This is a genomic window from Streptomyces sp. MCA2, from assembly GCF_023544705.1.
Taxonomy (GTDB): Bacteria; Actinomycetota; Actinomycetes; order Streptomycetales; family Streptomycetaceae; genus Streptomyces; species Streptomyces decoyicus.
Genome location: NZ_JAMJFM010000083.1, coordinates 18,125 through 29,513, shown reverse-complemented (window position 1 = coordinate 29,513; position 11,389 = coordinate 18,125). Strand labels below are relative to the sequence as shown.

The following is an 11,389-nucleotide window of genomic DNA, read 5'->3' as shown; positions in this document are numbered from 1 at the left end:
GGACGGAAGTGAGGCTGTGGCCAAAGAAATTGATCCCTCGGCGTCGATGGCGGCACTCTTCGCTACGCGACTGCGCAGACTTCGCTTGAATGCAGGGCTGACGCAGGCACAACTAGGCCGGCAGGCACACACGCACAGCACGCGCATCAACCAGATCGAGCGGACCACTGGCGCCAAGCCGACGCTTGAGCTGGCACGCGCCCTGGACGAGGCGTTGGGTGCCGATGAGTTGCTGATCGAGCTGTGGCCGTATGTCTACCGGGAGACGTTTCCCGACTGGGCGCGGGAGTTCATGGAGCGCTCAGAGCGAGCTGTGGCCATCAGGGAGTACGCATCGGCCGTCGTACCTGGCTTGCTACAGACGGAGAGATACGCCCGCGCCCTTCTGAGTCTTGGCCGAACACTCGAATCCGCCGAGCAGCTGGAGGAACGAGTGGCTGCCCGACTCGGGCGCCAGGTGAGGCTCACTGAACCCGACGGACCCGAGTTATGGGTCGTGGTCGATGAGGCCGTTCTCCTGCGCCCCCTCGGCGGCCCGACCGTGATGCAGGCGCAGCTCGCGCGGCTTCTGGAGGCAGCGAATCTCCCCCGCGTCACCCTTCAGGTGCTGCCGTTCAGCAGTGGAGGTCACGAAATCATCGGCAGATCTCTCACGCTCCTGACTCAACCGAACGGAATGGAATCGGCCTACGTCGAAGTCGCGGACTTCGGTCAACTCTTCGACGAGCCAGGCGAGGTGGAGTCGTTCTCGGTAATTTACGATCGGCTTCGGGCCCTGGCCCTGCCGCCGAACATGTCACTCGACATGATCCGATCAGTGATGGAGGGCACCCACCGTGCTGAGCGCATCCCGTCCCGACCTGAACGCCGCCGTCTGGCGCAAGTCCAGCTACAGCAATCAGGAGGGAGGCAACTGCGTCGAGGTCAGCGACACCCACCCCGCCCTCGTCCCCGTCCGTGACTCCAAAAACCCCCACGGACCTGCCCTCCTCATCCCCCACCAGACCTGGACCACGTTCATAACCGGCCTGAAAGCCGACGGATTCGCATGCTGAGCGCTCCCGGCCCCGATCTGAACGCCGCCGTCTGGCGCAAGTCCAGCTACAGCAATCAGGCGGGAGGCGACTGCGTCCATGTAGCCGACGGCTTCCCCGCCCTCGTCCCCGTCCGTGACTCCAAAAACCCCCACGGACCCGCCCTCCTCATCCCCCGCCACGCCTGGGCCGTGTTCATAGCGGGGCTGAAGGGTGAGTGCCCCGCAGGCAGGTGACTTACGGGGGTGCCCGGGAACAGATCGTCGTTCCCGGGCACTGACATAGGTATGAGTGACAACAGCGCATTCGGCGACTCCCACGGCTTTCGGACCGAGCACGACTCCATGGGGGAGGTGCAGGTGCCCGCGCATGCCAAATGGCGGGCGCAGACGCAGCGTGCGGTGGAGAACTTCCCGGTCTCCGGGCAGCGGCTGGAGCGGGCGCACATCGAGGCGCTGGCCCGTATCAAGGGGGCGGCCGCCATGGTCAACGGGGAGCTGGGGGTGCTGGACAAGGAGATCGCGGAGGCCGTCCAGGAGGCCGCCGCCGCGGTGGCGGAGGGGCAGTGGGACGACCACTTCCCCATCGACGTGTTCCAGACCGGGTCCGGGACGTCGTCGAACATGAACACCAATGAGGTCATCGCGACGCTGGCGAGCGAGCGGCTGGGGCGGGCGGTCCACCCGAACGACCACGTCAATGCCAGTCAGTCGTCCAATGACGTCTTCCCGTCCTCGATTCATATCGCGGCGGCCTCGGCCGTCCTCAACGACCTGATCCCGGCGCTGGAGCATCTCGCGGAGTCGCTGGAGCGGAAGGCGGAGGAATTCGCCGAGGTCGTGAAGTCGGGGCGGACGCATCTGATGGATGCGACGCCGGTGACGCTGGGGCAGGAGTTCGGCGGCTATGCCGCCCAGGTGCGGTACGGCGTCGAGCGGCTGCGGGCCTCGCTGCCGCGGCTGGCGGAACTGCCGCTGGGCGGTACGGCGGTGGGGACGGGGATCAACACGCCGCCCGGGTTCTCGGCCGCGGTGATCGCCGAAGTGGCGCGGGCGACGGGGCTGCCGCTGACGGAGGCGCGGAATCACTTCGAGGCGCAGGGGGCGCGCGACGGGATCGTCGAGACCAGCGGGCAGCTGCGGACGATCGGGGTCGGGCTGACGAAGATCGCCAACGATCTGCGGTGGATGGCGTCGGGGCCGCGGACCGGGCTCGCGGAGATCGCGCTGCCGGATCTCCAGCCGGGCTCGTCGATCATGCCGGGGAAGGTCAACCCGGTGATCCCGGAGGCGGTGCTGATGGTCGCGGCGCAGGTCACCGGCAATGACGCGACGGTGGCGGCGGCCGGGGCCGCGGGCAACTTCGAGCTCAATGTGATGCTGCCGGTGATCGGGAAGAACGTGCTGGAGTCGGTGCGGCTGCTGGCGAATGTCTCCCGGCTGCTGGCGGACCGTACGGTCGACGGGATCACCGCGAACGTGGAACGGGCCCGTGAGTACGCCGAGTCGTCGCCGTCGGTCGTCACTCCGCTCAACAAGTACCTCGGGTACGAGGAGGCCGCGAAGGTCGCCAAGAAGTCCGTCGCCGAGCGGAAGACGATCCGTGAGGTGGTCCTCGAAGGCGGCTATGTCGAGCGGGAGCTGCTGAGCGAGGAGCAGTTGGACGAGGCGTTGGACGTCCTGCGGATGACGCATCCCTGAGCCGGGCCCGTCCGCCGTCCGCCCTTCCCCGTCCCCCGTCCCCCGTCCGCACGCGGAGGTTCCTGTTGCGGCGAGGGTTCGGGGGGCGGCCCGCATTATCATGCCCGTAACGCCCGGTGCGGTTCATGTCACGGCGCGCTTCATGCCACGCCTCTAAGATCTGCGCATGACAGCGGACATGGTGGACACGACGGAAGGCGAGACGGCCGGCGGACGCGGGACGGCCGGTGCGAAGGGGGCGGCGGGCCGCGCGGCGGGAGGGACGCGCTGGGCGCCGGGGGACCACATCCTGTGGCGTTATCGCGACAACGCCGACGCCGCGCGGTTCCACATCTGCCGTCCGATGACCGTGGTCCAGGACACCGACGAGCTGCTCGCGGTGTGGATGGCGCCGGGCACCCCCTGCATCAAGCCGGTGCTCGCCGACGGCACGCCGGTGCACCGCGAGCCGCTGTCCACCCGCTACACCAAACCGCGCCGGACCGCCCACGACCAGTGGTTCGGCACCGGCGTGCTGAAGCTGGCCCGGCCCGGGGACCCGTGGTCGGTGTGGCTGTTCTGGGAGCGTGGCTGGCAGTTCAAGAACTGGTACGTCAATCTGGAGGAGCCGCGCCGCCGTTGGGCGGGCGGCATTGACTCCGAGGACCACTTTCTCGACATCTGTGTCTATCCGGACCGGCACTGGGAGTGGCGGGACGAGGACGAGTTCGCGCAGGCGCAGCGGGACGGGCTGATGACGGACGCACGGGCCGCCGAGGTCAGGTCGGCGGGGCGGGCCGCGATCGCACAGATCACGGCCTGGCGCGAGCCGTACGCCGACGGCTGGGAGGACTGGCGGCCCGATCCGGCCTGGGAAGTCCCCGGGCTCCCGGACGACTGGGACCGCGCACCGGAACGTTTGCGGTCGTGAGGGAGCGAAGCGACTTCACGCGACGGAAGGGGGCGAACCGTGGAAAGCTGCGCCTATGGGCAATGCTGTTTCCTGCGGGGCGAGGAGCGGGGCCGAGCCCCCTTGCTGCGCCCCGGGTCTTCAAACGTAGGATCGTCCTCCGCAAGACTGCACAGGCGCAACTCCAGAACGGGAAAACGAACTTGACCGCGGTCGCAGGAGGGGCGAGGTCGTGAGTGCAACTCACTACGACGGATACGAGGGGCTGAACCGGTTAGCACTGGACCGGGCCGGCCAGGCCGAGGCGTTCGACGCGATCGGTGACCGGTACGACGACGCCTTTCCGCACAAGGACGGCCAGCTCACCTCGGGCGCCTGGCTGGCCGGAACCCTGCCCGCGGGCTCACGCATCCTGGATCTCGGATGCGGTACGGGCCTGCCGACCGCCCGTCAGCTCACGGACGCCGGACACCGCGTCGTGGGAATCGACCTCTCCCCCTCGATGGTCGAACTGGCCCGGGAGAACGCCCCGGACGCCGACTTCCACCGGCTGGACATCGCCGATCTGCGCGGCGGCCGGCTCGGCGGCCCCGGCTCCTTCGACGGTATCGCCGCTTATTTCTCGCTTCTGATGCTGCCCCGGGCGGAAATCCCTTACGCACTGGGCATGCTGCATGATCTGCTACGACCCGAGGGGCTGTTGGCCCTGTCCATGGTCGAGGCGGATGTGGACGACTTCACCATTCCGTTCCTGGGCAACTCGATCCGGGTATCGGGTTACCTGCGGGACGACCTGCGCCGGGTCGTGCACGACGCGGGTTTTGACGTCGTCGGGGAGGACGCCTACGCATACGCCCCGGCGAGTACGGACGTACCACCCGAGATCCAGCTCTTTCTGCACCTGCGACGCGCCTGAGACGCAGCGCGTTGGGCGCGTCCCGCACGGGCGGCGCGCTCGGAACGTGGCACGTCGGGCGCACAGCCCCGGACGGATGGAATCCCACGCGTGACGGAGCACCCCACCTCCCACGAATCGCGGCGGTCGGCCTCGACCGCCGCGGACTCGGCGTCCCCTGCTCGGGGGCCGGCCGGGACGGCGTCGTACGGCGCGGTCCCCGACCCGCGCAGCGCCCTCCAGCAGCCCGCCACGGCCGGGTTCACTCCGGTGCCGGGCGCCGGGTTCGCGGTGCGCGGCGGTGACGACATAGGCCTTGCCGGTGTCGCCGTCACGGCCTCGGCCGGTGCACCGGCCGGCCCCCACGACGACGAGCCGGCCGCGGATCACGGCGCGGCGCGGCGGGACCCGTCGGCGGACGCGGACGGCACCGCCGCGGGCCACACCGACGGGTGCACCAGCGATCACAGCGCCGCGCACAGCGGCGGTCATGCCGCCGCACGGGACGCTTCGGCCCCGTACGGCGACGCGTACGGGGAGGTGGCCATGCCTGCGGGAGGACGGCCGGGCGGGGCGGCGGATGCGGGGCGGGAGACGGCTCGCGCCGGGCGGCGGGTGGCGCAGGGCGCGGTGGGCCGCGCGGAGGCGCCGGAGCCGGGCGAGGAGCCGCATCACGGGCAGCGCCCGCACCATGGCGGCGAGGGCATCGGGCGGCCGCGGGAGGGCGGCACTCCGGGCGGCTCAGGGCGGTCGCGGCCGCGGGGCGGCGAGCCGGGCGGAACGGTGCCGGAGCAGCCGTCGGCGCCGCACGGCGGACGGTCCGCGGGCCCGGACGACCACCGGGGCGAGGCGGCGCGGCCGGCGGCCGGGGAGGCCATGACGGACCGGCTGACCGGGCAGACCGGACCGCCGCAGGGCCCGCCGCCCGTTCCCCCGGCCCGCTCGGCGCATCCGGGCGAGAGCAGTGAGGTGGCCGCGGCCCGGCAGGCGGGCGGCGACCGGCTGCGCTTCATCGGGGCGGCGACGCGGCGGATCGCCCGCGGGATCGACCTGGACGAGATCGTGCTCGGGCTGTGCCGGGCGACGGTGCCGACGTTCGCCGACGTTCGCCGACGCCATCCTGGTCTATCTGCGGGATCCGCTGCCGGTGGGCGACGAGCGCCCGACCGGCCCGGTGGTGCTGCGGCTGCGCCGTACCGACCGTATTCCGGAGGAGCCGGACACCAACGGCGCCCGGCTGCCGGTGCTGCCCGCGCAGCCCGATCTGGGTCCGGCGATGGGCGGCAGCGCGGCGGAGCTGGCCGAGGTGGAGCCCGGCGGGCCGCTGGCCGAGGTGCTGCGGGGCGTACGGCCGCTGTTCGGCGAGGCGCAGGCGGCGCGGACGGCACTGCCGGAGCTGCTGGGTCCCGACCCGCGGCTGCCCGGCGGCCACCGGGTGATCCTGGCGCCGCTGCGCGGCCGCCGGCGGGTGATCGGTGCGGCGGTGTTCCTGCGCCGCCCGGACCGGCCGGCGTTCGAGCCGGACGATCTGCTGGTGGCGGCGCAGCTGGCGACGCACACCGCGCTGGGCGTGGACAAGGCGGTGCTCTACGGCCGCGAGGCGTATATCGCCGACGCGCTCCAGCGCACGATGCTGCCGGACTCGCTGCCGCAGCCGACCGGGGTCCGGCTGGCCAGCCGCTATCTGCCGGCCGCCGAGACGGCACGGGTGGGCGGCGACTGGTACGACGCGATCCCGCTGCCGGGCAGCCGGGTGGCGCTGGTCGTCGGCGATGTCATGGGCCACTCGATGACCTCTGCCGCGATCATGGGCCAGTTGCGTACGACCGCGCAGACGCTGGCGGGTCTGGACCTGCCGCCGCAGGAGGTGCTGCACCATCTCGACGAGCAGGCGCAGCGGCTGGGTACGGACCGGATGGCGACCTGCATGTACGCGGTGTACGACCCGGTCGCGCACCGGATCACCATCGCCAATGCGGGGCATCCGCCGCCGGTGATGCTGCACCGCGGCGGGCGCGCCGAGGTGCTGCGGGTCCCGTCGGGCGCGCCGATCGGCGTCGGCGGGGTGGACTTCGAGGCCGTGGAGCTGGACGCCCCCGCGGGCGCCACGCTGGTCCTCTATACGGACGGTCTGGTCGAGTCGCGCATCCGGGACGTGTGGACCGGTATCGAGCAGCTGCGGGAGCGGCTGGCGGAGACGGCCCGGCTGACGGGTCCCAACCCGCCGCCGCTGGAGCCGATGTGTGACGAGGTGCTGGACATGCTGGGCCCCGGCGACCGCGATGACGACATCGCGCTGCTGGCGGCCCGGTTCGACGGGATCGCGCCGAGCGATGTCGCGTACTGGTATCTGGACCCGAAGGCGCAGACGGCGGGGCAGGCCCGGCGGCTGGCCCGGCGGGCGCTGGCGCGCTGGGGTCTGGAGGAGCTGACCGACCAGCTGGAGCTGCTGGTCAGCGAGGTGGTGACGAATGCGGTGCGGTATGCGGAGCGGCCGATCACGCTGCGGTTGCTGCGGACGGACGTACTGCGCTGCGAGGTCGGCGACGATGTCCCGCAGCTGCCGCGGCTGCGCCAGGCCCGGCCGTCGGACGAGGGCGGGCGGGGGCTCTACCTGGTCAACCGGATGGCGAGGCGCTGGGGCGCGACCCGTCTGAGCATGGGAAAGGTCGTCTGGTTCGAGCTGTCGATGCCTCCGGGGGCCCAGCGCCCCTGATTCCGGGCGGCCGCACGGCGCCGTATCCCACATATTGGACCCCGTCTGAGACCGGACGGGGTCCAGCTTTTGCCGACGTGCCGTCGGGGTAGTTGACTGCTTGGGTGGATGTAAGGGACTGACCGCCCCAATTCGGGACTGACCGACCCCTACTCCCCGTCGTCGAACAGGAGGCATTCCTCCATGACCAGCAGCGCGCAGAACGTCCCGCGTACGACGAACAACGCCGGCAATCCGGTGGAGAGCGACGAGCACTCACTCACCGTGAGTCCGGACGGCCCCATCCTGCTCCAGGACCACTACCTCATCGAGAAGATGGCCCAGTTCAACCGCGAACGGGTCCCCGAGCGGGTGGTGCACGCCAAGGGCGCCGGCGCCTACGGCTTCTTCCAAGTCACCAATGACGTCAGTCAGTTCACCAAGGCGGATCTCTTCCAGCCGGGCCGGACCACCGAGATGCTGGCCCGCTTCTCGACCGTCGCGGGCGAGCAGGGCTCCCCCGACACGTGGCGCGACCCCCGTGGCTTCGCCCTGAAGTTCTACACCGAGGACGGCAACTACGACCTGGTGGGGAACAACACCCCGGTCTTCTTCGTCCGGGACACGATCAAGTTCCAGGACTTCATCCGCTCGCAGAAGCGCCGCCCGGACAACGGGATGCGCGACAACGACATGCAGTGGGACTTCTGGACGCTGTCGCCGGAGTCCGCCCACCAGGTCACCTGGCTGATGGGCGACCGCGGCATCCCCAAGAGCTACCGCCACATGAACGGCTACGGCTCGCACACCTATATGTGGGTCAACGCCGGCGGCGAGAAGTTCTGGATCAAGTACCACTTCAAGACCGACCAGGGCATCGACTTCCTCACCCAGGAGGACGCGGACCGGATCGCCGGCGAGGACGGCGACTATCACCGCCGCGATCTGTTCGAGGCCATCGACGGCGGCAATGCCCCGTCGTGGACGCTGTATGTGCAGGTCATGCCGTTCGCGGACGCCCCGGACTACCGGTTCAACCCGTTCGATCTGACCAAGGTGTGGCCGCACGGCGACTACCCGCTGATCGAGGTCGGGCGGATGACGCTCAACAAGAACCCGGAGGACTACTTCATCCACATCGAGCAGGCGGCGTTCGAACCGTCCAACATGGTGCCGGGCGTCGGCCCGTCGCCGGACAAGATGCTGCTGGGCCGGCTGTTCTCCTACGCGGACACCCACCGCTACCGCATCGGCCCGAACTACGCCCAGCTGCCGCCCAACCGGCCGCACGCCCCCGTCCACTCGTACGCGAAGGACGGCCCGATGCGGTACGAGCCGTCCCGCGCGGCCCGGCCGTACGCCCCGAACAGCTACGGCGGCCCGGCGGCGGACACCCTGCGCTACGGGGAGCCCGCGGGCTGGGAGACCGGCGGCGAGATGGTGCGCGAGGCCTACACGCTGCGCCGTGACGACGACGACTTCGGCCAGCCGGGCACGATGGTCCGCCAGGTCCTCGACGACGCGGCCCGCGACCGGCTCGTGGGCAATGTGTCCGGCCATCTGCTGAACGGCGTCAGCCGTCCGGTGCTCGACCGCGCGCTCCAGTACTGGCGCAACATCGACAAGAACGTGGGCGACCGGATCGCCCACAAGGTGAACGGCGGCTGAGGCGCCACCGCTCCGGCACAGCAGCCCCGTGACAGCAACGGCCCCCGCCGGTGAAGGCGGGGGCCGCGCTGCGGTGTTGTGCTCGGACCGGGGTCAGTTGAAGCCGGTCAGGCTGTCGGCTTCGTCTCCGCCGGGGCCGTTCCCGTTGCCGCCGGTCGGATTGCCGTCGCCGCCGGCACCGCCGCCGCCGTCCACCCCGCCGTCCGGCGAGCCGGAGCCGGACGGGATGGGCGGGCTCGGACGTCCGCTCTGGGACGGCGAGGCGGGCCCGCTCGGCTTCGACGGGGTCGGCGAGGGCGAATCGCTCGGCGTCTTGGACGGGCTCGGGCTGGTCGACGGCGTGTCGCTCGGCGTCGGGGTGGGGGTCGGCGGGATCGCGGCACCCAGGTTGGTGTCCAGCTCGAATTCCGCGCCGGTGTTGCCGCCCAGCGCCGCCTCGGTGTAGTCCGCCCACACCTGGGCCGGGTAGCCGCCGCCGTTGACCCGGGTACCGCCGCCGGTGCCCTTGAGGGTGACCTGCCGGCCGCCCTGGGGGGACTCGCCGAACATGCCGACGGCGGTGACCAGCTTGGGCGTGTAGCCCACGAACCACGCCGACTTGTCGTCGTCGGAGGTACCGGTCTTGCCGGCCGCCTCGTAGGCGGTGTTCTTCACGGCCTCCGAGGCGGTGCCGTCGTTGACCACACCGGTCAGTACGGAGGTGATGGTGTCGGCGGTCTTGCGGCTGAGCACCTGGTCGCCGATCGGGTCCTTCAGCGGGACCTTCGTCTCGACACCGTTGACGCTGTGCGTGGCCTTGGTGACGATCGTCGGGGTGACCTTCTTGCCGTGGTTGTCCAGGGTGGCGTAGGCGCCGGCCATCTGGAGCGGGCTGGCGCCCATGGTGCCCAGGGTCATGGCGGGCTTGACGTCCATCTTGTCGTCCATGCCCAGACTGACCGCGGTCTCCTTGATCTTGTCCAGGCCCGCGTCCGCGCCCATCTGTGCGAAGACCGCGTTGACGGAGTTGTTGGTCGCCTCCTGGACACTGATCTTCCCGTACTCGCGCTCGTCCTCGTTGGGCGGCGCGAAGGCGATGTTGCCGCCGACGACCGGACGGCGGTTACGGCCGTCGTAGATCGTGTTCGGGTTGATCGGAAGCTGGGTCTGGGTGACCGCGTTGTTCTCCATCGCCGACGCCAGGATCAGCGGCTTGAAGGTGGAGGCGGCCTGGTAGTCGGTGCGGGTGGCGTTGTTCCGGTAGTGCTTCGGCGGGCCCTCGCCGCCGTACATCGCCACGATGTGGCCGTTCTTGGGGTCCACCGAGGTGGCACCGAGCTGGGCGTCCCCGTCGACCTTGCGCTTCTTGGGGTCGAGGTCGTCGAGGAGCTTGCGCTTGACCGACTTCTCCAGCGCCTGCTGCTTGTTCTTGTCGATGCCGAGGGTGACCGTCCAGCCGCCGGCCGCGAACTGCTTCTCGTCGACGCCCTGCGCGAAGAGCTCCTGCTTGGCCTGCTCGATGAGGTAGCTGTTCTGACCGCTCACACCGGGCGGCGGCTTGGGGTCGTTCGGCTTCTTGAAGGTCTGCTTGCGGCGCTCCTCCGCGGGGAGCCACTTCATCTCGACCATGTTGTCGAGGGTGTAGGCCCAGCGCTCCTGGACCCGCTTCCGGCCGGACGGGGTCGCGCTGGTCCAGTCGTACTGGCTCGGCGCCTGGAGCAGCGAGGCCAGGTAGGCGCCCTGCGAGACGTTGAGCTTCTCGACGTCCACGCCGTAGTAGGCCTGTGCGGCGGCCTGGATGCCGTAGGCGCCGCGGCCGTAGTAGCTGGTGTTGATGTAGCCGGCGAGGATGTCGTCCTTGCCGAACTTGTTGTCCACCTTGAGCGAGATGACGATCTCCTGGAGCTTGCGGGAAACCGTCTGCTCCTGGCTCAGGTAGTAGTTCTTGACGTACTGCTGGGTGATCGTCGAACCACCCTGCTTGCCGCGGCCCATCACCGTGTTGAGGATGCCGCGCGCGGTACCCATCAGGTCGACACCGGAGTCGTGGTAGAAGTTCTTGTTCTCGGCGGCGACGAAGGTGCGCTGGACGTCCTTGGGTATGCGGCTCAGCGGGACGTTCTCACGGTTGCGCAGACCGGTACGCGCCATGACCTTGCCATTGGCGTACTTGTAGACATTGCTCTGGAGCTTGGCTTCGTTGTTCCCCTTGGGGATGTCCACGTACAGATACAGGCCGACGAAGCCGAGGATGCCCAGCAGGCACACCCCGAGGAAGGCTCCGAGGAGCTTCTTCCAGGTGAAGAACCGGCGTATGCCGGACTTCTTGTCCTTCGGTTTGGCCCGGCGGGCGCTTCCCTGTCGCGCCCGTCTCGCGTCCGCTCGGCCCATCGCTTCAGCAACTCCAGTCGTTCCGCCCCCAGCTAATTCAGCTGTTGAAGCTAACACCGCATCTGTCAACAAATACTCATCGATCAAGGCTTTTCCCAACGTGACAAACAGCACCCGCCTGGACGGAACCAAGGGGTG

The 11,389-nt window shown here is 69.9% G+C and carries 7 protein-coding genes and 2 pseudogenes; 8 read left to right on the top strand and 1 reads right to left on the bottom strand.

Annotated features, from left to right (window positions below; translation table 11 throughout):
* Positions 1-46: 46 nt before the first annotated feature.
* The 8 genes and pseudogenes from M8I34_RS39150 (at position 47) to M8I34_RS39115 (ending at position 8,881) form a co-directional block, all read left to right on the top strand.
* On the top strand, positions 47-961 hold the full coding sequence (locus M8I34_RS39150) for a helix-turn-helix transcriptional regulator (protein WP_250057862.1): 915 nt from the start codon (positions 47-49) through the stop codon (positions 959-961).
* Positions 930-1,055: pseudogene (locus M8I34_RS39145) on the top strand (DUF397 domain-containing protein); the annotation flags it as partial. The gene M8I34_RS39150 and the pseudogene M8I34_RS39145, both read left to right, overlap by 32 nt.
* The gene (locus M8I34_RS39140; RefSeq protein ID WP_250057861.1) at positions 1,049-1,270 is read left to right on the top strand and encodes a DUF397 domain-containing protein; all 222 of its coding nucleotides are present in this window, start codon (positions 1,049-1,051) and stop codon (positions 1,268-1,270) included. The pseudogene M8I34_RS39145 and the gene M8I34_RS39140, both read left to right, overlap by 7 nt.
* A 51-nt stretch (positions 1,271-1,321) precedes the next feature.
* Positions 1,322-2,734, top strand: a complete 1,413-nt coding sequence (locus M8I34_RS39135; protein WP_250057860.1) for an aspartate ammonia-lyase — start codon at positions 1,322-1,324, stop codon at positions 2,732-2,734.
* A gap of 166 nt (positions 2,735-2,900) precedes the next feature.
* Positions 2,901-3,644: a DUF402 domain-containing protein gene (locus tag M8I34_RS39130; protein WP_244418895.1), complete on the top strand. Its 744-nt coding sequence runs from the start codon at positions 2,901-2,903 to the stop codon at positions 3,642-3,644.
* Between the two features lie 211 nt (positions 3,645-3,855).
* On the top strand, positions 3,856-4,539 hold the full coding sequence (locus tag M8I34_RS39125; RefSeq protein WP_250057859.1) for a class I SAM-dependent methyltransferase: 684 nt from the start codon (positions 3,856-3,858) through the stop codon (positions 4,537-4,539).
* Positions 4,540-5,301: 762 nt separating this feature from the next.
* Positions 5,302-7,234, top strand: a pseudogene (locus M8I34_RS39120) (SpoIIE family protein phosphatase).
* A 183-nt stretch (positions 7,235-7,417) separates the two neighbouring features.
* The gene (locus M8I34_RS39115) at positions 7,418-8,881 is read left to right on the top strand and encodes a catalase (protein WP_250057858.1); all 1,464 of its coding nucleotides are present in this window, start codon (positions 7,418-7,420) and stop codon (positions 8,879-8,881) included.
* A gap of 93 nt (positions 8,882-8,974) precedes the next feature.
* On the opposite strand, the gene M8I34_RS39110 is transcribed toward M8I34_RS39115, so the two are convergent.
* Entirely contained in the window at positions 8,975-11,251 is a 2,277-nt protein-coding gene (locus M8I34_RS39110; RefSeq protein WP_250057857.1) for a transglycosylase domain-containing protein, read from the bottom strand.
* Positions 11,252-11,389 lie beyond the last annotated feature (138 nt).

What these genes read in the sequence shown, in the direction of transcription:
- M8I34_RS39150 (WP_250057862.1), top strand. Translation starts at nt 47, where the DNA reads ATGGCGGCACTCTTCGCTACGCGACTGCGCAGACTTCGCTTGAATGCA.
- M8I34_RS39140 (WP_250057861.1), top strand. Translation starts at nt 1,049, where the DNA reads ATGCTGAGCGCTCCCGGCCCCGATCTGAACGCCGCCGTCTGGCGCAAG.
- M8I34_RS39135 (WP_250057860.1), top strand. Translation starts at nt 1,322, where the DNA reads ATGAGTGACAACAGCGCATTCGGCGACTCCCACGGCTTTCGGACCGAG.
- M8I34_RS39130 (WP_244418895.1), top strand. Translation starts at nt 2,901, where the DNA reads ATGACAGCGGACATGGTGGACACGACGGAAGGCGAGACGGCCGGCGGA.
- M8I34_RS39115 (WP_250057858.1), top strand. Translation starts at nt 7,418, where the DNA reads ATGACCAGCAGCGCGCAGAACGTCCCGCGTACGACGAACAACGCCGGC.
- M8I34_RS39110 (WP_250057857.1), bottom strand. Translation starts at nt 11,251, where the DNA reads ATGGGCCGAGCGGACGCGAGACGGGCGCGACAGGGAAGCGCCCGCCGG.